Below are 20,693 nucleotides of genomic sequence, written 5' to 3' on the forward strand. Positions count from 1 at the left end.
AATTGTCGTTTAGATTTATGTAGGGGAAATACCGATTAAATGGCCTACTGTTAACGCCAAAATGAATTAACAAACAAGCCATTACTGTGAACTTATTTAGTTGTTTAGATTATACTTTTTCATCTTTTCAACTAGTGTCGTGCGCCTTACACCAAGCACTTCAGCAGCACGCGCTACCACGTTTTCATTGCGCTCAAGTGCTTGTTCAATTAAACACACTTCTAACTCTGCTAAATAGCTTTTTAATTCGATACCCTCAGCAGGCAGTACTGCAGGTTGACTTGTATCAAGTGGAGCATCAAAATCATCGCTGTCGTTTTCTTCAAATTCACCAAAGCCTTCACTAAAAATATCGTTGAGGGCCTGACGCTCTAAGATCTCTTCTGGATACTCAGGAATATACTCTTCCACATCAATATGCTGATATTTTTTCGGCAGGTCAGACACATCAACCACTTTTTCCGGAAACATAATTTGCATACGTTCCACTAAATTAGAGAGTTCCCTAACGTTACCTGGCCAACCATGCTCTTTTAAACTATCAAGCGCTCGCTCGGTAAACTTTACATTTGCACCACCAACTGCAACGTTGCGCTTAATTAACTCTTGTAATAATAAAGGAACATCATTTTTACGCTCACGCAATGATGGATTTTCAATGGGAAATACATTTAAGCGATAATATAAATCTTCACGAAACGCGTCTTCTTCAATCATGGTTTCTAGATTACGGTGCGTGGCAGCGATGATACGAACATCCGCTTTTATTGGCTTACCGCCACCAACGCGCTCGTATACACGCTCCTGCAAAACTCGTAGCAACTTAACCTGCATTTGGCTTGGCATATCACCGATCTCATCAAGGAATAAAGTTCCTCCTTGTGCCATTTCAAATCGCCCTTTGCGCGTAGAAATAGCCCCAGTGAAAGCCCCTTTTTCATGACCAAATAACTCACTTTCCAGTAAATCGCCTGGAATCGCGCCACAGTTAACCGGAATAAATGGCCCGCTGTTGCGATTAGACAATAAATGAATATTGCGTGCGACAACTTCTTTACCTGTGCCCGACTCACCTAAAATAAGTACATTCGCGTTTGTTTTCGCAACTTGTTGGATTAAAAAACGAATATGCTCAATTTCAGACGTCGCGCCAATTAAGCCGTCAAAGCGCTTTTCATTCTGCGAGCTCGTTAAATTAGGTAAATGACGTTTGTATTCTTGGCAGTCGCGTAGCAACTCAGTGGTTGGCGCATAAGCGAAGGGCTCCGCTAAAATGCCTATCACATTAGCCAACGATAATAGCGGTCGTAGCGTTTCACCAATTAGAATAAAAGGAGTCTCTGGCTGGCTTTTTATCAGCGTTTCATGGTCATGACCTGTTAACGCACCTAAAAAAACCGTTTCCACATGATGCAATGCTGATTCTTGCACGTCTGTTGCTGTTGCCACTTTCGCGTGTTCACCAATAAAACACAGTGATGCAACTAACTTATTTGCTCGATTCTCGTTTTCGTCAATAACCCAAGTGGAATTGGTAAAGCTCATATACGGGCACAATTATAATGTTATTCTAATTATTGTTTTATTGTAACGGCTTAGACCGATGTTGCAAGGTACAAGTGGCGGAATTTTGGCGTCAATTCAAAAAATTGACACCAAAGTTTGATATATCACAAGCAAATTAAAGCAAGCCCAGTACTTGGCTGGCATTCTGATTTGCCTGCCCAGCAAGCGCTACCGATGCCTGAGATAAAATATCACTAGCAGTGCGTTGAGAAATTGCTTGAGCAAAATCAGTATCTTGAATACGGCTTTGTGACGCAGCAGTGTTAATTACACTGTTTGTATTGCTGCGTATTGACTGTTCAAATAGATTTTGACTAGCCCCTAAACTTGCACGTGTATCATTGATGTCATCTCTTGCTTGCGCGGTCACCCCCAGTGCGGCTTGTGCTCCTGACTGTGTTGAGACATCAATACTGAGCACATTAGTGACCAAGTTACTATCACCTGCGTTTATCGACTGCACTTGATTAGTATTATCGCCAACTTGAAACTCAACATCGTTCCCCGAAAATACCGCCTGACCGCCAAAAGTCGTATCACTCAAGGTATCGCTAATCAAATCTTGAAGTTGCGTAATTTCTTGTTGAATTGCACTGCGATCTGAATCTGTAAGCGCGCCATTTGACGCTTGCAGTGATAATTCTTCAATACGAAGTACTGATTCATTGACTCCTGACAACGCACTTTCAGCCACTTGCGAATATGATACCCCGTCATTGGCATTACGAATTGCCTGACTTAGTCCAGATTGCTGCGCTTGCAAGCGTTCAATAATATTTAATGCGGCAGCGTCATCTGACGCACTATTAACACGCTTACCACTGGCTAACTGTTCAATTAACGTTTTTTTTGACTCTTCGGCTTTATTCAAGAAATTAAAACTTTGATTCTGCACTTTCATGTTTAAGTACCTTCAAATTGGATTGAGAGCAAAACACCTCGTTTAATTATAGTACAGCACGATGCTTTTTTAACCACCAATCAAGGAATTATTGACAAACCATTGGCATAAATACTGCTTAGTAAGCTAAAGTAATGAAAGTACTCTTTTATTTAAAAACTCTTGGATGCATGGGACACACTATGTTTAACAACAAAACAATTTTAATAACTGGTGGTACGGGGTCGTTTGGCAAAAAGTACGTTAATACGTTGCTCAAACATTTCCAACCCAAGAAAATCATCGTTTTTTCGCGCGACGAACTCAAGCAGTTCGAAATGCAACAAGAGTTTAATCAAGATTGTATGCGTTACTTTATAGGTGATGTAAGAGATAAAGAGCGCCTAAACAGAGCAATGAGAGGCGTAGATTACGTAATCCACGCAGCGGCACTAAAACAAGTTCCTGCAGCCGAATACAACCCAATGGAATGCATTAAAACCAACATAAATGGTGCTGAGAATGTTATTGATGCAGCACTTAATAATGATGTTGAAAAAGTCATTGCTCTTTCAACCGACAAAGCTGCAAACCCAATAAACCTATATGGCGCAACCAAGCTTGCTTCAGACAAATTATTTGTAGCCGCCAATAACATTGCAGGTGGCCATAGAACTACATTTTCAGTAGTGCGTTACGGCAATGTTGTTTGTTCACGAGGTTCGGTTGTACCAGTTTTCGAAAAATTCATTAACGAAGGCAAAGACCACATTCCAATTACCCACGAAGATATGACACGCTTTTGGATCAGCTTGCAAGAAGGGGTAGATTTCGTTCTTAAAAACTTTGAACGTATGTTAGGTGGTGAGATTTTCGTGCCTAAAATTCCATCGATTAAAATAACCGATTTAGCATCTGCAATGGCCCCGAATTTACCTCAAAAAGTCATCGGCATTCGCCCAGGAGAAAAATTGCACGAAGTAATGTGCCCTGCCGATCTATGCTATGACACATTTGAATATGACGACCATTTTGTTATCGCGCCAGGCATAAAATTTAGTAGCCGAAGCAACGATTTCACAATTAATGCAATTGGTGAAAAAGGACGACCAGTAAAACCTGGTTATGAATACAATTCAAAAGATAATCCACACTTTTTAAGTGTCGATGAAATAGCCGAATTCAATGCACAGGCTGTAAAATGATCCCATACGGCAAGCAGCACATTGATCAGCAAGATATAAATGCAGTTGTTAAAGTTCTAAAGTCTGACTTTATTACACAAGGGCCTGCTGTTTCATTATTCGAAAATGCTATTGCAGAATATGTCGGTGCAAAACATGCGATTGCTGCCAGCAATGCAACAGCTTGTTTGCACCTTGCGTGTCTAGCGTTGGGGATCGGTAACAACGACACAGTTTGGACATCACCTATTTCGTTCGTAGCATCAGCCAACTGTGCATTATATTGTGGTGCGCAAATTGACTTTGTAGACATAGATCCGCAAACAGGCCTTATGAGTGTTGAATCACTCGCAAAAAAGCTCGCTGACGCCGAACAACAAAATGAATTACCAAAAGCGATTATTCCCGTACACTTAGCGGGTCAATCGTGCGATATGCAAGCGATTTATAATGCCGTAGCGCCATATGACATTCATATTATTGAAGATGCTTCTCATGCCATTGGGGCAAGTTATCAAGATAGTAAAGTCGGCAATTGTAAGTTTTCTGATATATGTGTATTTAGCTTTCATCCAGTTAAGATAATTACAACTGGCGAAGGCGGTATCGCAACAACCAACTGTGATGTATTAGCGAAAACGCTAAAACAATTATCAAGTCATGGGGTTACACGAAACCCAGCTGAACTCACCGAGGATCACGGCCCTTGGTATTATGAGCAGCACATTCTTGGATTTAATTACCGCCTAACCGACATTCAAGCTGCTTTAGGGCTTAGCCAATTAAGCAAGCTCGATGAATTTGTTGCTAAGCGCAATAAACTCGCTTCATTGTATGATTCTCGTTTAAAGCACGTCGACGTAACTCAATTACAGCGTGATAAACAATGTTATAGCAGTTTCCATCTCTATATTATCAATTTAAATAATCCAGCTAAACACAAGCACTGCTTTGAGCAATTACGTCACAATAAAATTGGCGTAAACCTACATTACATTCCGATACATATACAGCCCTATTACAAAAAATTAGGCTTTAAATTAGGTGATTTCCCTCATGCTGAGCGTTACTACCAAAGCGCGATAAGTTTGCCGCTCTACCCTGATTTAACCGAGCAAGAAATCACTTATATTTGTAATACCCTTGATAAAATACTAAATACCTGCGATGCCTAAGTTAGCACTTGGAACAGTACAGTTAGGACTTGATTACGGGATCAGTAATAATCAAGGTAGAGTCTCAATTAAAAACGCTCAGCAATTACTTATGCAAGCTGAAAGTTTATCTATTGATATGCTTGATACTGCAGCAATGTATGGCAGTAGTGAACGTGTTTTAGGCCAAATTGCTAATGATAGTTTTAAGCTTGTTACAAAACTTGCTATTGACACCGATGCAACGATCAACGTGAGCCAATTGCTTCAGGAATCTCTTATTAAACTAAGAAAACGAACAATTTACGGTGTAATGTTGCACGATGCAAACGTGTTAAACAGCCCACAGTCCATTGAAATCGCTTTGCAACTCGCTGAATTAAAGGCAAAAGGATTAGTGCATAAAATTGGAATGTCACTTTACTTTCCAGAACAAATAAAGCTATTTGAAATACTCAAACCCGATATAATTCAAATACCTTTAAATGTATTAGACCAGCGTTTTTTACAAGATGGTTTATTAACCAAAATGAAAGAGCAAGGTATTGAAATTCACGTACGTTCCGCATTTTTGCAAGGATTGCTCCTAATGTCACCAAAGTCACGCAGTCATTTTTTTTCGCAATTCAGCGAATTAAATGCCTTCGACAGCTTTGTTGATTCAGTATCTCACTCTAGGCTCGAAATTTGCTTAAGTTTTCTAAAATCAATTGATGAAATTGATCGAGTTGTTGTTGGCTGTTGTTCGGCATCAGAGTTAGCACAAATTCACACCGCCTGGCACATCAAAGTTAATGTCAGTTACCACCAATTAGCTTGCACCAATAACTCGCTCATTATACCAAGTAACTGGCCAAACCTTTAAAATAGAGGAAGTATGATAGGCATTATTGTTCAAGCTCGAATGAGTTCAACACGATTACCCGGAAAAGTATTACTGCCTATTAATGGCGTACCAATGCTAGAGATTCAACTTAAGCGTCTTACACAGACAAAAGTTGTGGACAAAGTTGTTGTGGCGACATCAAATGAAGCGCTAGATAGTCCTATCGAAACACTATGCCAAAAACTTAATATAGAATGCTACCGTGGCGATTTAAATGATGTACTAGCACGATTTTATCATTGCGCTAAAGCGTTTAATTTTTCTCATATTATACGCATATGTGGAGATTGCCCACTGATTGACCCCGAGTTAATTGACCAAATAGTTAGCACACATATTACAAACAACACAGACTATACTAGCAACTGTGTTACAAGGTGCTTTCCTGATGGGCAAGATGTCGAAGTGTTTAGCTTTAATGCGCTAGAAACCGCTTATGAGAAAGCAAAAAAACCTTCAGAGCGTGAACACGTAACACCTTTTATTCGCGACTCTAATTTGTTTTCATTGGAAGATTTCACCATAGATCAAGATTATTCTGAATTTCGAATTAGCGTCGACCATCCACAAGACTTTGAGGTCATTTCAGCAATCTATCGTCATTTCGATGGGCAACAATTTGGTTATCAACAAATCGTTGAGTATTTACAATCACACCCGCAAGTTAATGCGCTCAATGCCGATATAGAGTTAAATGAAGGCTACAAATTGTCGCTGCTACAAGACAAAGAACAAGGTTTCTAATTAATGACTATCAGCTTTTCTGAATCACTAAATTGGTATGAAAAGACGCAAAACATCATACCACTAGCAAGCCAAACCTTTAGTAAAAGTAAAATGGCTTTGCCTTTTAAAGCTGCACCACTTTTTATTAAGTATGGTAAGGGCGCTCAGGTTACCGACCTCGATAACAATATTTATACCGACTACATTAATGGCTTGCTCTGCGTTAGCTTGGGCTACCAAGACCAAGAAGTTGATGATGCAATCAAAGCACAACTTTTATCAGGCATAAGTTTTTCACTTCCCCATACTTTAGAAGCTGAAGTGGCAGAGCTCTTAGTTGACCTTATTCCCTGTGCTGAAATGGTTCGCTTCGCTAAAAATGGCAGTGATGTTACCAGTGCTGCCGTGCGTCTAGCACGAGCTTATACAGGACGAGAACACATTGCTGTGTGTGGTTACCATGGTTGGCAAGACTGGTATATAGGTTCGACCACACGTGATATGGGTGTGCCTGAAGCCACTAAAAAGCTAACTCATGGCTTCACTTACAACGATATCTCTTCACTAGAAGCGCTCATTGAAAATCACCCAGACGAACTTGCAGCAGTCATTATGGAGCCACTTAATATAGCGCCTCCTGAAGACGGTTTTTTAGAGAAAGTACGAGAAATATGCTCTCGTAATGGCATCGTGCTTGTTTTTGATGAAATCATCACTGGGTTTAGATATCACTTAGGTGGCGCTCAAAGCTACTTTGGTGTAACACCCGATTTAGCAACCTTTGGTAAGGGGATGGCAAACGGTATGCCGCTATCTGCAATCGTTGGTAAACGTGAAGTTATGATGTTAATGAATGATATCTTTTTTTCAGGAACTTTTGGGGGCGAAACTTTATCTCTTGCAGCAGCTAAAGCAACTATCGAAAAGATGAAGAAAATTGAATTCAGTCAATATATTTGGACGTTAGGTAATTACTTAGTAGAGCAATATCAAAAATATTGCTCAGAGTTTACAATGTTTGAATTAAAAGGACTCGCCCCTTGGACATTTTTAAACATTACCAACGACAGAGTTAACTCTGCAGACACAATTAAATCTTGGTTGATTCAAGAGCTCTGCAAACGCGGTGTTTTATTTATAGGAACACACAACCTTTCCTACGCGCATAGTTTTGAAAACATAGATCAACTTATAATGCATTATCAGGAATTATTTACTCAATTAAATGATTTGGATAAACAAGGTAATTTAGCTGCGCATCTTGATGGTAAACAAATAGAGAATGTCTTTAAGGTCAGATAACACTATGAAAATTGGTGAAAGAGAAATATCAAACAACACGCCTCCTTACATCATAGCGGAAATGTCAGGGAATCATAATGGCGACATAAATAGGGCATTAAAGCTAATCGATGCGGCAGCTGAAGCAGGCGCTGATGCAGTTAAATTACAAACATATACCGCGGATACACTAACGTTAAACTCTAATAAAAAAGATTTTTGTATATCTGAAGGGTTATGGCAAGGTAAAAGCCTCTATCAATTATACGATTGGGCGCATACACCTTGGCAGTGGCACCAAGCACTATTTGATCGAGCAAATAAGCTAGGAATTGATATTTTTAGTTCACCATTCGATGAAACTGCCGTTGATTTTTTAACTCAATTTGACCCACCTGCATACAAAATTGCTTCATTTGAGTTAATTGATCATGAGCTAGTTAAAAAAGTTGCTGAAACAAAAAAGCCAATGATTATGTCTACCGGTATGGCAAATATTCAAGAAATTGAAGAGGCGCTTGCTGTTGCCTTAAATTATGGTAACGGTCAAGTAACACTGCTTCATTGCGTGAGTGGTTACCCTACCCCGATTGAGCAAACTAATTTAGCAACAATAAAAGCCCTTGCAGAAAAGTTTGACCTCCCAATTGGCTTATCAGACCACACGTTGGGTAATACAACCGCTATTGCATCAGTAGCTTTAGGTGCAACAGTTATCGAAAAGCACTTTACGTTAGCACGAGCAGACGGGGGGCCAGACGCAGCATTTTCTTTAGAGCCCGAAGAACTAAAAGCTTTATGTAAGGATGTTCGTGACGCTTGGCACGCGATTGGTAAACCAAATTTTACCCTAGCGCAATCAGAACAACCTAATCTTATATTTCGACGCTCGCTATACATCAGCAAAGATATAAAGAAAGGAGAAGTGTTCTCCAAAGACAATGTTCGCTGCATTCGACCGGGCTATGGACTTGCTCCAAAACACCTAGATGTTGTTTTAGGTTTGGAAGCTACAATGGATATAGAAGCCGCTACAGCATTGACATGGGATATGGTCAATAGGCGGACGACAAATACATAAGTTATTATATCATGGTTTAAGTTTGTCTTAGGCCCATTCAACCTGTACTCCTGCCAATTGGCAAAGGTATTCAGTTTACTTTCAGGTTTTGTAGCTCTGTTGTTAGCAAAGCTTATTCATATTGAATCAAGCCTTAATACCATAGACCTATATAATGCACTTTATAAAAAAGACTGACCGTTCTCTATACTAAGGTTGAGCGGTAATATAATTAAGCTCAGTCTAATTTCATTTAATGGCGATATAAAATTAAAATTTAATTATTGTTCTAAAACAGGAACCAATTATGAAACCAGATAGCTATATAGCTAATAGAACCAGCTTCGCGGAAGAAATTGGCCAACCGAACCTTTACGATATGATCGATCACTATGCTTTGTATGCAGGCGTACATACAATAGCAAATAAACTTTGGACTTTTGAATTACTGAAAAGTACTCAAGGAGTTCCTGGAGACATCATAGAGTTTGGCTGTTGGAAAGGTGCAAACTTAATGTTTTTAGCGAAAATGAGCTCTCTCTTAGAACCATATGCGCCAAAAACAATAATTGGGTTCGACAATTTTTCAGGCTTACCAACAGGTGTAAAAGAAGACGGAGAGTTCGCTAACACGCAAACAGGCAAGTACTGCGGTGATGAGCAGACACTAAAAAAAGCGATTTCATTATTCGAACTGGAAGACAAGGTAAAACTTATCCCAGGCGATGCACTAGTCACTATTCCCGAATACGAAAAAGAAAATCCACACTCTTTAATTTCTTTCGCTTACTTAGATTTTGATTTATACGAGCCAACTCGTGCTGCATTAAAGTTACTCTCGGATTCAATTAGTATTGGTGGTGTAATTGTTTTTGATGAAGCATGTACTACAGAATGGCCTGGAGAAACGTTAGCAATGAAAGAGTTTTTAAAAGAAACAAACAAAAAGTTTGAAATGCTTAGTAACCCCTTAAGCAAACAACCTACCGTTGCAATCAGACGAGTGGCTTAAAAGATGATCGTTACTCACCTGCAAAGCTCAACACAAATTGTTGAGATGGGAGAAATCCGAGTTTTAACAGATCCATGGCTAACGGAAGGTGAATATTACGGCAGTTGGTATCATTACCCACCATTTGCTGAATCTGAGCTAAGCTTACTTCAATACGATTATATCTATGTATCTCATATCCATCCGGACCATTTAAGTGAAGCGACATTAAACAAATTACCTTATAAAAAACCTATACTTATTCACAAATATAGTTCCCCGTTCTTAAAACGTAAATTGGAATTATTGGGTTTTGAGGTCATCGAGTTAGACAACACCACACCCTATAAATTTAAGAATGGTAGTCAATTAACTATTTATGCCGCTGATAATTGTAATCCAGAGCTCTGCTCAAAATTTTTGGGGTGTGGACATATTGAAACTAAATTTGGCAGCACTCAAATTGATTCCCTAGCACTGTTTTCACATGGAGGTAAACATTTACTTAATTTAAATGATTGCCCTTATGAATTAGCTAGTCATACAATTTTAAAGAATGGTCTTGATCAACTGGATATTGACCTCTTAATGGTCGGCTATGCTGGTGCAGGCCCTTATCCACAATGTTTTCAGTTTGACTCAATAGAACTAAAAGACAATGCTGTAAAGGCTAAACAAATACAATTTTTGCAACAAGCGCTAAATTTCATTGAGCTTGTTAAACCTAAAGCCTTTGCACCATTTGCCGGTACTTATGTATTAGGCTCCCGTTATGCCCATATGAATGAGTATCGTGGCGTGCCGAGCCTAGAAGATGCCACCTGCTATTTAGAAGCCAACACCCCGTGCAATTGTAAGGGGTTACTGTTAAATCAGCATGATAAATACGATTTAACTATTCAGCAGTTAATAAAAAGCACCAAGGCAGTACCAACATTAAAGCAGTATATGAACCACATTACCAAACAGCCTCTCGCCTATGATAATGATGTCTGGGATGATAACGAGCTTGAGGACTTAATGTTAAACTCCTATTTTCGCTTTAAATCCAAAGCTGATGAAATTAACTACTCGTCGACCACTTATTTAGTGATCGAAAGTGAGAAAGTATGTTTTACTATGTCTCTTGATAAAAAGCCCACCCAAACATTCAAAGGCTCTCAGGTACCGCAACCATATGTTCGATTAACGGTAGAGCATAACTTGCTTCACCGTCTACTTCGCGGTCCAAAATATGCGCATTGGAACAATGCTGAAATCGGTTCACACATTCAATATGAGCGAAAGCCCAATACGTTTGAGCGTGCTCTCTACCATTGCCTTTGTTTCTTCCACCAATAAATAGAAGTCATTCAATTAATCTCGCTTGTGCTTTGTTATAGGTTAATAAGTGTTGTGGTCAATTAATCGTGGCCACAATCTAATTTTTTTACCTACCACTTTCTATTTAGGGGAGTTCACAATAGACATATAACTAAGAATGGACGTATTCAAGTGTCGACAGATTTGCAACTAAGGAAAGTAAGATTATAGTTTATATGAATATCACAAGTGAAATGAACTAGTTTGTCTCTACTTCTGTTCTAACTGCTTTTTCAAAAGTACGATGTCGCATAATCGTGTATCCCAACTAATATTATGCTTTTCAAAAATCTCATTTTTGTCAGAGGTGTTATGATAAGTACCTACACCTATTTGCGGTTTAGCTATAAGTTTACCAGTGACAATATCTTGCCACGATTGAATAAACAAATTTAAAATCGACTTCTGCAGTATCGCGTATGATGATGCTAGTGTCTCTTTTTGTAAATTAAAGTCAAGTTCACATTGTGCCAAAATATCACCAGTATCCAGCTTATCATCAACTAGATGAATAGTTACGCCCTTTGGCGTATTATCGTAAAAGCTCCAAAAATTTGGATCTGCACCTTTGTTCCAAGGTAAATAACTAATGTGTAAGTTAATTATTTTACCAAAATACTCAGCAACAATATCTGGTCCAATAATGTGGCGATAACCATGACTAACGATAAAATCAGGCTCGATTTGGATTACTTTTTCAATGCTTATAGCAGTGGATGTAAAAAGCAACTCGTAATCGAAATGCTTTAACCATTGATACACCGCAGTTTTTTCAGTGCCTAAAAAGAGTACTTTCAACCTATCGCTTCCATTACCTTATTATATATCCGCTCAACCCCTTTGGCGTCACAAATTTTTAGGCCATTAAACTTCAAATCATCATATTTTTCAATCAGTTCAGATACCGCGAAAGGGAGTTTATCTTCTATTTGTTCAAGTTTAATTTGAATCGCAATGTTCTCTAAAGCAAGGGCATCACAAATATCGCGCTGATTATCAGCAATGGGCACGATTATGCTTGGTAACCCGATACAAGCACGCTCCCAACATGAAGATCCAGCGGCACCTATTGCAACATCGTGTTCTATCATAATTTCTGCCATATTATCAATATGGTCAAAATGTTTAATAAACTTAGGGTATCTGTTTACAAACTCTTTAACCAATTGATAGTTTATTGCACTAGGTCTTAATAAGACTGTTGCCTGAAAATTAATGCGAGCTGCAACCAGGGTTTGTAATACACGCAATGTACCGTTAGGCTCATCACTTGCTCCAAAACTAATTAGCACTCTGAGAAAACCATCAAGTGAAGATTTAGTCACAGTGTTACGATAATTTAGCAGCTTTGGATTGAGCATTGCGTATCTTGTGCCCGTTAAGATACACCTGCTGTCAGAGTCGGAATAAGCGGCAGGTGTGCAATTAAGAGTTTGGTCAATTACCACATCGGCAACATGTCGTCTTTTTAAATCATCGATTGCAACCATTTTACAATTAAAATGCTGCTGCACTTGTGACTGCCATTTATAATCAAGGGCATAATTATCAACAATTACTATATCAACCTGCAGATTATATGAACAAAACTGTTTAGCATCTTGTTGCCAACTTACCCCTATCCAGTTTTCATATGAAGAAAGTAACTGAGAAGATGATGGCTCTTGATTGTGCAGTGTAACCACCTCAAATTCAAGACTCTTCAAAAAGGGGGTTAAATTACCGGGCAAATCTCTGCATACAAATGCGATTGTGTGACCATGCTCACGAAAGCAACGAGCTAAGTTAAGACAGCGCATAACATGCCCCGCACCAATTTGACTTGACGAGTCAACTCTAATCGCTATGTGCATCTATTTTTGCTTATTTGGATATGCATCGTCGATTTGTTTATATAGTAAGCTTATACCTACACGCTCATCTACATCTGTTCTCAATTCACGCGCAGAGTGAGTAGAAATATCTGTTGCTAGCGTCGAATAAAGCGGATTCCATGTAAACATTCTACTATGATCAAATTTGTAACTATATAGCCCTTCACAGTGGCTATATTTATTTTTATAAGGGTAAGGAGGAAGAAAGTCTTGAATAATAATATACCCACCATTCTTCAAAACCTTATCAACCTTTGCTGCAATGGTAAATAAATCTTCTCTGTCACATAGATAGAGACAAAAGCCAAGAATTACAAAATCAAAACTGTCTTTTTCGAAATCAATTGAATCAGCTGTCGCAACCGACAAATGTAAATGTGGATAATTTTTTTTACCAGTTTCAATTGCGAAAGATGACGGATCTACGCCGTACCCGTCCGAACCGAACTCCTTGTACAAAGAATGAAGCCTTAGACCACTCGCACAACCAATCTCAAGTACACGTTTAGGGGTCAACTCCTGTGCTTTAATAAAATCGATTACCTTGTCTTCATGAGTCTCACTATAAACTTGTTTATTCCGTTCAAACCACTTATCCCCTTCTGAGGAAAGAAAAATATCACGCTGATCTATTTTCATAATATTTACTCTATCCAAATGTGAGAATCATCGACAAGATCAATTTTAAATGGACTTTCTAAATATTCTTTTTTCATTTCAAGTACATATTCTTGAACAATTTTTCCTGCTTCAGTGAAACGCTGTAAACTTTCTTGCTCACTGTTGTATGAATTTAAAATGTTCAAAAGCACAGAGTGCGTATGTAATAAACTGCCACGGAGTAAATCGTTAAAATGAGATACATTACTAGCGTTAAAACCTTCTAATCGTTGTAATTGCTCTTCTAAAACAGCAATTGCGGCATCTTTTGAATCTGGTATTTCATCAAACTTTTCAACAATGAGATCACATAAATCTGCAAACATCTCTTGCTGTAAATTATTCTCAAATGTTTTCAGATCTGTATCTGAAATTGGCTTTGTGAGCTTAGAGAATATACTCTCAACAATTGTGTTTTTATCAAGTTCTTTTAGTTCAGGTAGATCTCGCGAATGTATTCCTTGAGTGCCTTTAATGTTCGCACCGTTGCTGCAGTTAACTACATTTAAATGAGGCTGTAATCTAAGAAACTCTTCTATAACCATTCTAGAATAGTTATAGATTAAGTCAGTGTTAACCGTGTCAACAAAGTTACCCGCAACTTGCAATTCAGAGCCCGACGCATCATAAAGTTTACGATCACTGCCTGAGTCAGTACTATAATAGATACTCTTTTTTGAGTGATGTTGTGAACCTACATAGCCCATATCAACACCAAACAAATAAACATTTTCAAACCCCATCTTTTCAACAAATGCTAATGCACAATTTGACACTGTAGGGTTACAATAATTTAAGTACGCTAAACTGCTCGGATTTGATTCTTTATTTTGTATATATAAAGCAGTTCCCGCCTCACCCGTCTTCATTGCTTGAATTGAGCGTTTAAATAACGGAAAAACTTCGGGCTGTACTGTATTTAGTGCCAGCAGATTAATTGATTTAACGTATTCGGGATCATCAACTGCATCAATAACCGTTTTCGTAATTAAACAGCGTTCCATTTCACAATGAAAGTCTGGTGTAATTTGATATTTATGCAATGCACCGATTGCGGAACCACAGCTAATAATGATTGCGTGATTTTGCATGGCTCGCACCACTTCTATGTCATTATCTAGTGATGGGCCATTCGCTACTAAGAAAACAGGGACTTGTTTTAAGCTTTCAAGCGGACCACTTTTTAATAAAGGCACCGAATTTTTCATATTGTAGTAAAAATGCCCAACACTCATCAAAGCGTCATCATAAAAGCCAAAGCCAAGCATATTTTCATGAAAGCGCTTTGTTACCTCGGCAACGGCCTCTGTTAATATTTTATCGGTATAATGAACATAAATATAAGAGTGAGCCGCATGAAATCGCCCTATTTTAATAAACACATCTGCAATTTCTTTAACTAACTCTTTATCACTTTCAGCCTCACCCAAGCTTAAATGCAATTGAGCTTCATCGGCATTTAATTGTTCTAAAATTTTTGTCCAATCTGTTAAAAATAAGCTTAAATAAAATAAATCCAAATGTGGTTCGTAAAGGTACAAGTTTTTAACGCGATGTTCTTCAAGCATTGCCTCGATATGGCTACCAGCACCAATACCAAATATAAGCATTGACGAAATAGTATTTGGCAGCTTATCCAACTCTTCTTCTTCCAGCCCTTCTAGATAAAACTTAGTAAGTTTTTTTAAATACCTAGTATGTAAAAAGCGATCAATTTTTTCTTCTCGTTCCGCGAAGTTATTCTTAATATATTGCGGTTCACTTTTAAATCGCTTGTATTGTAAATAAGAGCTTTTAAACACGTTTTCTGCATACATGTACTTATTTGTTTGTGTATCAAATATATTGACACCGAACTCTTCATCAAAGCGTAATTCGTATCGTTCAAGCTTATAATTTAAAAAGCTATGGTAAATATCTGGGTAAAAACTCAAAAAGGAGTTCATATTGCTTTGAAAGCGCGCCTCGAGATCGAAATCAGGAGACATAAAATTATCTGAAAGTGATTGCAGTTCGCGCTCGAGCTTTACCCTCTTTTGCAATACTTTTTGAACACCTTCTAATCGCTCAATTTGTGCTTGGATATTTTTATCTAAACTATCTTTCATTTATAAAAGCCCTTTACACCTTGTGGTCTAGGTACGTTAAGATTGCTTTTTGCGCTTTCACGCCAGCACTTAACTTAGTTTGAATCTCTTTTTTCTGATTAGAAGCATTTTTTAAGCCAACACTATCAATATGTTCAACTTCATTCAGCATTTCAACTGCTTGTTCAAGTACATTATTTGAAATTGTGAGTGATTCTAATGGGGGGATAGTCTTGAGCAGAATTGAACGCTCAACCAACACAGATTCAGCATAAGTTATATTTCTATCGTAAAGGGCTGTTTTTATATCTTGAGATAAAGTATTTACCTTTGTCAAAGCGTCAATTAATTGTCGTTCATCCATAGCTTAGATTACTGCTTATGTTCTGCAATTAACTGGAATCCCTTTTGTTTATCTTCTTCGCTGATCCCATCCCACGCCTGCTTGATAGGTAAAAATAGGTTTTTCACTTCTTCCACCATATCCGCTGAGCTATTCAAGTTTGCCTCACTTAAACGAATAACCATATAGTCATATAAATTGTTAAGATTATCAGCAATCTCTCCACCTGCTTCCATGTTTAGTCCACCTTTGAGGCCACCAATCAAATCAATCGATTTATTAATGGCCTGCGAGCGCGCTTCGATGTCTGCACGATCAATGCTTGCTTTCGCAATATACAACTGTGTCATCAGTTCTTTCATTAACACTTGAATAATTTCATACGGATTAGCTGCAAGCAATGACAGCTCATTTTGCGCTTTCTTGTATTTATTGACCTGATGATTAACCATACTTTCCTCTTAATCTTTACTGCTTTTTGTAACAGGTAATATATTTGCTATATACGAACCTGCCACTTGATACTGAGCCATAACGCGATCTAGGGCTGCATATTGGCTTCGCAACGACGCTTCTAACTCATCGAGCCTGACTTCCAGTTTTTCTCGCTCTATCGTAATGTCTTCCATTGATTCGTTTAATGTGGTCTCACGTTCAACTAGCGAGCCCTTTTTACCAGTAAACAATTCAACATAATCGTTAACCTGCTTACCAAGACCTGTATCACCAACAAATAAACTTTGAACTTCTGAAAAATTATCAGATAAGGCTGACTCAAAACGTTCTGTGCCACTTGGATTAGTTCCCAGTGCAATACTGGAAATTTCCATTTTACCTTCACGGTCAAAGGTAATACCTAAATCATAAAGTGATTTAACATTAGTATTTGTACCAGATATTTCACCTGTAAACATTCTCTGCAATTGCTGTTCCACAATTCGAATACTGCCATCAGCTGCAAGTAATCCATTTTCAGGATCAGATAGTCCGTCTAACTGTGATTTAAGTTCGTTATATGCATCAACAAACCCTTTCAGTTTTTCCTTTGCTTCAGATTGGTCAACACCAATGGTAACCGTTTCTGCACCTGTTGTTGTTTCTTTAAGAGTTATGACCGTGCCCTGAATTTTATCTGATAACTTATTATCACTATCAGTGACAAGCTGGCCATTTATCAATGCTCGTGCATTTCCCGCGGCTTGCGTCTCTGTAAGACCTGCTGCGGCTGTAGGTGCAGATGTTGCAATTGAAGCAAGCGAATCATCATCCGCAGTTACTGTAAGTGAATTACCGTCACCGGTCACGTCTGAGTTAAATGTGAGAACAGCACCGGCATCTGAGTTAATAATGTTGGCACTTACACCAAAATTATCGCCTGCAGCATTAATTTTCTCACGAATATCTTCTAAAGTGTCAGCCGCATCAACTGCAATCGAAAAACTGTTTCCGCCTGCTGCAAATGTCAAGTTGCCACTTCCTACCGGATCTGTCGCACTACCTAACGCAGCAGATTCAAGTTTTGAGCCTTGAGCAAGAGCCTGCACTTCAATGGCAAACTCACCCGATTGAACAGTCGAACTAGCAAAAATCTCAAACGCCTGCTTATCTTCTTCAAGGCCGTTTTTAAAACTCACCGTGCGTGCAGTAAAGGTTTCTTCTTTAGCTAGTTCAGCCAAAGCAGAATTAAAGTTGTCTAACGCCGATTTAAACGTACCAACACCTGATAGCTCAGTTGCATATTGAATTTCACGTTTATTTAATTGTTGCTCTTTAGGCGTCTTTTCAGCAAGAAGCGTTGTTTTTATTATCGTTTCGAGATCAAGACCTGAGCCAACACCTGCCGCTGTAATACCAGCCATAAATCACCTCAATTACACTTTTTTATCAAATAACATACCTGAGCTCGCGCCTAGGATTTCTGTTTGCAACTGTTCAATCTTTTTCGATACTTCAATCATTTCTTCTGATGGGATCTGCCTTAACACTTCCTGTGTTTGTGAATCAGAGACCACAACCACTGATAGCCCATCAAAACGTTCGATTGAAAAATCTACATTTTTTGATTGCAATTGAGCAAATTGCCTTACTTTATCAATAGTTTCAAGCAAGGTTTGCGCCAATTCGTCATCAGATAGAGGTGTCGGTACCTCTTCGATAACACTTTTATCCTTAGCCTCAACATCATTTTTAGGCTTGACCATTGTATCTTGATTAACGGCATCTACAGGGTCACGGATTGGATTGGCCGTCATTGAAATATCACTTAAATTCATAGCAACTCCAAAATTTGGAATGAGCAGCTTTAAACACAATTATAGTCCTATAACGTGCTTAAAGCTTACTTACATTTCTGTAAAGTGAAAGCTACCTCACTTTACCTGAATTACAGCAGTGACAACGCTATTTGCGGCTGCTGATTAGCCTGCGCTAGCATTGAGCTTGAAGCCTGTTGTAATACTTGGTTACGCGCCAATGCCGCACTTTCTGCTGCAAAGTCTGTATCCATAATACGTGACTTAGACGCTGCTACATTTTCTGCTACGTTGTTTAAATTACGAATAGTCGAACTAAAACGGTTTTGTTTCGCACCAAGATCAGCACGTACACCGTTCACTGTTGACAACGCATCATCAAGAGCGGTAATTGCTGTTTGAGCTTGTGAGGCTGTTGCAATAGTATCATCATTTAATGCAAGGCCTGTTGCGCCCATACTAGTACCAATACTTACTGTAATCGTTTGACTTGCGTCTGCACCCACTTGGAACGCTGCGGTAAATGAACCATCTAAGATATTCACACCACCAAAGCTCGTATCTGTAGCAACGCGGTCAATCTCGCTCGACAGTTCAGAAAATTCTTTTTGCAGTGCTGCGCGGTCAGATGCTGTATTTGAACCATTCGCTGATTGAATTGCCAATACACGCATACGTTGCAACATATTTGAGGTTTCTTCTAACGCACCTTCTGCTGTTTGCGATAGTGAAATACCATCGTTTGCATTACGTGCACCTTGGTTTAAACCTTGTACCTGCGCGTTTAAACGCGTACCAATTTGTAAGCCAGCCGCATCATCTGCTGCACTGTTTACACGTAAACCAGACGATAAACGCTGGAATGATGTTGATAATGCCTCGCTCGAACGAGAGAGTTGTCTTTGAGAATTCAAAGACATTATATTTGAGTTAACACTTAAAGCCATGAGAGCCTCCAATAATAATTAACATAGGAACTATCAGTAGCAAGAGAGAGAGTAAGCTACAGATAGTTTTCTGTCCCATCTTCGTTATCGGCGCCCGTCTAAAACCCTTTAGCTTTTTTTTAAACTTTTTAACAAAAAGTAAAAAGCGGCCATTAGGCCGCTTTTTTTTATGAGAGGGAGTACTAACTTGATTAACTAGGAGAGAGTATTAACCAATTAGCGACAATGCTATCTGAGGCTGTTGATTTGCCTGAGCTAACATTGAGCTCGATGCTTGTTGTAACACCTGGTTACGCGCAAGACTTGCACTTTCAGCCGCAAAGTCCGTATCTAAAATACGTGACTTAGACGCTGACACATTTTCAGAAATATTATTCAAGTTACGAATAGTCGAGCTAAAACGGTTTTGCTTCGCACCGAGATCTGCACGTATACCATTTACCGTAGACAAAGCGTCATCAATTGCGGTAATCGCTGTCTGAGCCTGAGATGCAGTCGCAATTGTGTCATCGTTTACAGCTAAACCTGTTGCCCCCATACTTGTTGCGATAGCGACATTGATCACTTGGTTCGCATCTGGACCAACCTGGAAATCAGCTGTAAATGTTCCATCTAAAATATTTACACCACCAAACGTTGTATCACTTGCTACACGGTCAATTTCACTCGATAGCTCAGAAAACTCTTTTTGCAGTGCTGCACGATCTGATGCTGTATTTGAACCATTCGCTGATTGAATTGCCAGAACACGCATACGCTGCAGCATGTTCGAGGTTTCTTCTAGTGCACCTTCCGCTGTTTGCGATAGTGAAATACCATCGTTTGCATTACGTGCGCCTTGGTTTGCACCATTTACTTGCGACTGTAAACGTGTACCAATTTGAAGACCGGCCGCATCATCTGCTGCACTGTTAACACGTAAACCAGATGACAGCCGTTGGAAGGACGTGCTTAACGCATTTGTTGAATTCGATAATTGACGCTGTGCGTTCAATGATGTGACGTTTGAATTTACATATAAAGCCATAATGTTCACCCTCTAGTTCTAAGCAATTATGCTAAAAAGAACTGTTATCTAATTAATTTCTTTAACTAAAAACTATATCGACAGTGGGAGTAATTTCTTTAGAAAAAACCTGTAATTTTTTGTACTTTTTTAAATCACACAATAAAAAAAGCAGCCAAATGGCTGCTCTTATGAGAGAGGGAGTACTAACTTGATTTACTAGGAGAGAGTGTTAACCAATTAGGGATAATGCGATTTGTGGCTGTTGATTTGCCTGGGCTAACATTGAGCTTGATGCTTGTTGTAGCACCTGGTTACGTGCAAGACCTGCACTCTCCGCCGCAAAGTCTGTATCCATTATGCGTGATTTCGACGCCGATACGTTTTCTGAAACATTGTTTAAGTTACGAATAGTCGAACTAAAACGGTTTTGC

21 protein-coding genes are annotated in these 20,693 nt (G+C 38.9%); 8 read left to right on the forward strand and 13 right to left on the reverse strand.

What is annotated here, in order from left to right; translation table 11 throughout:
* Positions 1 to 96 precede the first annotated feature (96 nt).
* Both ACHSBP_RS16390 and ACHSBP_RS16395 read right to left on the reverse strand, forming a co-directional pair.
* A complete protein-coding gene (locus ACHSBP_RS16390; protein ID WP_395389647.1) occupies positions 97 to 1,545 on the reverse strand; it encodes a sigma-54 dependent transcriptional regulator in 1,449 nt (482 codons plus the stop codon).
* Positions 1,546 to 1,681: 136 nt separating this feature from the next.
* Positions 1,682 to 2,467: a flagellin gene (locus ACHSBP_RS16395; RefSeq protein WP_395389648.1), complete on the reverse strand. Its 786-nt coding sequence runs from the start codon at positions 2,465 to 2,467 to the stop codon at positions 1,682 to 1,684.
* A gap of 182 nt (positions 2,468 to 2,649) precedes the next feature.
* Between ACHSBP_RS16395 and pseB the strand changes: the two genes are divergently transcribed.
* The 8 genes from pseB (at position 2,650) to ACHSBP_RS16435 (ending at position 11,069) form a co-directional block, all read left to right on the forward strand.
* Positions 2,650 to 3,651 (forward strand): UDP-N-acetylglucosamine 4,6-dehydratase (inverting), encoded by a 1,002-nt coding sequence (gene pseB, locus ACHSBP_RS16400; RefSeq protein ID WP_010560709.1) that lies wholly within the window; start codon positions 2,650 to 2,652, stop codon positions 3,649 to 3,651.
* Positions 3,648 to 4,805 carry a UDP-4-amino-4,6-dideoxy-N-acetyl-beta-L-altrosamine transaminase gene (pseC, locus tag ACHSBP_RS16405; RefSeq protein ID WP_010560710.1) on the forward strand — a complete coding sequence of 386 codons (1,158 nt, stop codon included), beginning with the start codon at positions 3,648 to 3,650 and terminating at the stop codon, positions 4,803 to 4,805. The genes pseB and pseC overlap by 4 nt, the downstream gene beginning before the upstream one ends.
* Positions 4,798 to 5,649, forward strand: coding sequence for an aldo/keto reductase (locus ACHSBP_RS16410; protein ID WP_010560711.1), 852 nt, complete (start codon positions 4,798 to 4,800; stop codon positions 5,647 to 5,649). The genes pseC and ACHSBP_RS16410 overlap by 8 nt, the downstream gene beginning before the upstream one ends.
* A gap of 12 nt (positions 5,650 to 5,661) precedes the next feature.
* On the forward strand, positions 5,662 to 6,414 hold the full coding sequence (locus tag ACHSBP_RS16415; RefSeq protein WP_395389650.1) for a cytidylyltransferase domain-containing protein: 753 nt from the start codon (positions 5,662 to 5,664) through the stop codon (positions 6,412 to 6,414).
* 3 nt (positions 6,415 to 6,417) lie between these two features.
* Complete coding sequence (locus tag ACHSBP_RS16420) at positions 6,418 to 7,698, forward strand: aminotransferase class III-fold pyridoxal phosphate-dependent enzyme (RefSeq protein ID WP_395389651.1); 1,281 nt, start codon at positions 6,418 to 6,420, stop codon at positions 7,696 to 7,698.
* Positions 7,679 to 8,758, forward strand: a complete 1,080-nt coding sequence (gene pseI / locus ACHSBP_RS16425) for a pseudaminic acid synthase (protein ID WP_395389653.1) — start codon at positions 7,679 to 7,681, stop codon at positions 8,756 to 8,758. Before ACHSBP_RS16420 ends, pseI begins: the two co-directional genes overlap by 20 nt.
* Before the next feature lie 286 nt (positions 8,759 to 9,044).
* A complete protein-coding gene (locus ACHSBP_RS16430; RefSeq protein ID WP_395389654.1) occupies positions 9,045 to 9,749 on the forward strand; it encodes a TylF/MycF/NovP-related O-methyltransferase in 705 nt (234 codons plus the stop codon).
* A gap of 3 nt (positions 9,750 to 9,752) precedes the next feature.
* The gene (locus ACHSBP_RS16435; protein ID WP_395389655.1) at positions 9,753 to 11,069 is read left to right on the forward strand and encodes an MBL fold metallo-hydrolase; all 1,317 of its coding nucleotides are present in this window, start codon (positions 9,753 to 9,755) and stop codon (positions 11,067 to 11,069) included.
* Positions 11,070 to 11,300: 231 nt separating this feature from the next.
* Here the strand turns inward: ACHSBP_RS16435 and ACHSBP_RS16440 are convergent, their stop codons facing one another.
* From ACHSBP_RS16440 to ACHSBP_RS16490, 11 genes are all read right to left on the reverse strand, one after another.
* Complete coding sequence (locus ACHSBP_RS16440) at positions 11,301 to 11,888, reverse strand: formyltransferase family protein (protein WP_010560717.1); 588 nt, start codon at positions 11,886 to 11,888, stop codon at positions 11,301 to 11,303.
* Positions 11,885 to 12,943 (reverse strand): UDP-2,4-diacetamido-2,4,6-trideoxy-beta-L-altropyranose hydrolase, encoded by a 1,059-nt coding sequence (gene pseG, locus ACHSBP_RS16445; protein WP_395389656.1) that lies wholly within the window; start codon positions 12,941 to 12,943, stop codon positions 11,885 to 11,887. The genes ACHSBP_RS16440 and pseG overlap by 4 nt, the downstream gene beginning before the upstream one ends.
* Entirely contained in the window at positions 12,944 to 13,603 is a 660-nt protein-coding gene (locus ACHSBP_RS16450; RefSeq protein WP_010560719.1) for a bifunctional 2-polyprenyl-6-hydroxyphenol methylase/3-demethylubiquinol 3-O-methyltransferase UbiG, read from the reverse strand.
* Between the two features lie 5 nt (positions 13,604 to 13,608).
* Positions 13,609 to 15,732, reverse strand: coding sequence for a 6-hydroxymethylpterin diphosphokinase MptE-like protein (locus ACHSBP_RS16455; RefSeq protein WP_395389658.1), 2,124 nt, complete (start codon positions 15,730 to 15,732; stop codon positions 13,609 to 13,611).
* Between the two features lie 13 nt (positions 15,733 to 15,745).
* Positions 15,746 to 16,075 carry a hypothetical protein gene (locus tag ACHSBP_RS16460; RefSeq protein WP_010560721.1) on the reverse strand — a complete coding sequence of 110 codons (330 nt, stop codon included), beginning with the start codon at positions 16,073 to 16,075 and terminating at the stop codon, positions 15,746 to 15,748.
* Between the two features lie 8 nt (positions 16,076 to 16,083).
* Positions 16,084 to 16,506 (reverse strand): flagellar export chaperone FliS, encoded by a 423-nt coding sequence (fliS, locus tag ACHSBP_RS16465; protein ID WP_010560722.1) that lies wholly within the window; start codon positions 16,504 to 16,506, stop codon positions 16,084 to 16,086.
* Positions 16,507 to 16,515: 9 nt separating this feature from the next.
* Entirely contained in the window at positions 16,516 to 17,913 is a 1,398-nt protein-coding gene (gene fliD / locus ACHSBP_RS16470) for a flagellar filament capping protein FliD (RefSeq protein ID WP_010560723.1), read from the reverse strand.
* A gap of 12 nt (positions 17,914 to 17,925) precedes the next feature.
* Positions 17,926 to 18,327, reverse strand: coding sequence for a flagellar protein FlaG (locus ACHSBP_RS16475; RefSeq protein WP_010560724.1), 402 nt, complete (start codon positions 18,325 to 18,327; stop codon positions 17,926 to 17,928).
* A gap of 110 nt (positions 18,328 to 18,437) precedes the next feature.
* Positions 18,438 to 19,253: a flagellin gene (locus tag ACHSBP_RS16480; protein WP_010560725.1), complete on the reverse strand. Its 816-nt coding sequence runs from the start codon at positions 19,251 to 19,253 to the stop codon at positions 18,438 to 18,440.
* A gap of 208 nt (positions 19,254 to 19,461) precedes the next feature.
* Positions 19,462 to 20,280, reverse strand: a complete 819-nt coding sequence (locus ACHSBP_RS16485) for a flagellin (RefSeq protein ID WP_010560726.1) — start codon at positions 20,278 to 20,280, stop codon at positions 19,462 to 19,464.
* A gap of 211 nt (positions 20,281 to 20,491) precedes the next feature.
* Positions 20,492 to 20,693, reverse strand: a 202-nt coding sequence (locus ACHSBP_RS16490) for a flagellin (RefSeq protein WP_395387882.1), incomplete at its 5' end; no start/stop codon positions are given.

The organism is Pseudoalteromonas sp. XMcav1-K (assembly GCF_044005875.1).
GTDB classification, from domain to species: Bacteria; Pseudomonadota; Gammaproteobacteria; order Enterobacterales; family Alteromonadaceae; genus Pseudoalteromonas; species Pseudoalteromonas spongiae.

Coding starts and splice junctions, on each gene's coding strand:
- pseG (WP_395389656.1), bottom strand. CDS start 12,943: ATGCACATAGCGATTAGAGTTGACTCGTCAAGTCAAATTGGTGCGGGG.
- ACHSBP_RS16460 (WP_010560721.1), bottom strand. CDS start 16,075: ATGGATGAACGACAATTAATTGACGCTTTGACAAAGGTAAATACTTTA.
- ACHSBP_RS16410 (WP_010560711.1), top strand. CDS start 4,798: ATGCCTAAGTTAGCACTTGGAACAGTACAGTTAGGACTTGATTACGGG.
- fliD (WP_010560723.1), bottom strand. CDS start 17,913: ATGGCTGGTATTACAGCGGCAGGTGTTGGCTCAGGTCTTGATCTCGAA.
- pseB (WP_010560709.1), top strand. CDS start 2,650: ATGTTTAACAACAAAACAATTTTAATAACTGGTGGTACGGGGTCGTTT.
- ACHSBP_RS16390 (WP_395389647.1), bottom strand. CDS start 1,545: ATGAGCTTTACCAATTCCACTTGGGTTATTGACGAAAACGAGAATCGA.
- ACHSBP_RS16485 (WP_010560726.1), bottom strand. CDS start 20,280: ATGGCTTTATATGTAAATTCAAACGTCACATCATTGAACGCACAGCGT.
- pseC (WP_010560710.1), top strand. CDS start 3,648: ATGATCCCATACGGCAAGCAGCACATTGATCAGCAAGATATAAATGCA.
- ACHSBP_RS16450 (WP_010560719.1), bottom strand. CDS start 13,603: ATGAAAATAGATCAGCGTGATATTTTTCTTTCCTCAGAAGGGGATAAG.
- ACHSBP_RS16415 (WP_395389650.1), top strand. CDS start 5,662: ATGATAGGCATTATTGTTCAAGCTCGAATGAGTTCAACACGATTACCC.
- ACHSBP_RS16475 (WP_010560724.1), bottom strand. CDS start 18,327: ATGAATTTAAGTGATATTTCAATGACGGCCAATCCAATCCGTGACCCT.
- ACHSBP_RS16395 (WP_395389648.1), bottom strand. CDS start 2,467: ATGAAAGTGCAGAATCAAAGTTTTAATTTCTTGAATAAAGCCGAAGAG.
- pseI (WP_395389653.1), top strand. CDS start 7,679: ATGTCTTTAAGGTCAGATAACACTATGAAAATTGGTGAAAGAGAAATA.
- ACHSBP_RS16430 (WP_395389654.1), top strand. CDS start 9,045: ATGAAACCAGATAGCTATATAGCTAATAGAACCAGCTTCGCGGAAGAA.
- ACHSBP_RS16480 (WP_010560725.1), bottom strand. CDS start 19,253: ATGGCTTTAAGTGTTAACTCAAATATAATGTCTTTGAATTCTCAAAGA.
- ACHSBP_RS16435 (WP_395389655.1), top strand. CDS start 9,753: ATGATCGTTACTCACCTGCAAAGCTCAACACAAATTGTTGAGATGGGA.
- fliS (WP_010560722.1), bottom strand. CDS start 16,506: ATGGTTAATCATCAGGTCAATAAATACAAGAAAGCGCAAAATGAGCTG.
- ACHSBP_RS16455 (WP_395389658.1), bottom strand. CDS start 15,732: ATGAAAGATAGTTTAGATAAAAATATCCAAGCACAAATTGAGCGATTA.
- ACHSBP_RS16420 (WP_395389651.1), top strand. CDS start 6,418: ATGACTATCAGCTTTTCTGAATCACTAAATTGGTATGAAAAGACGCAA.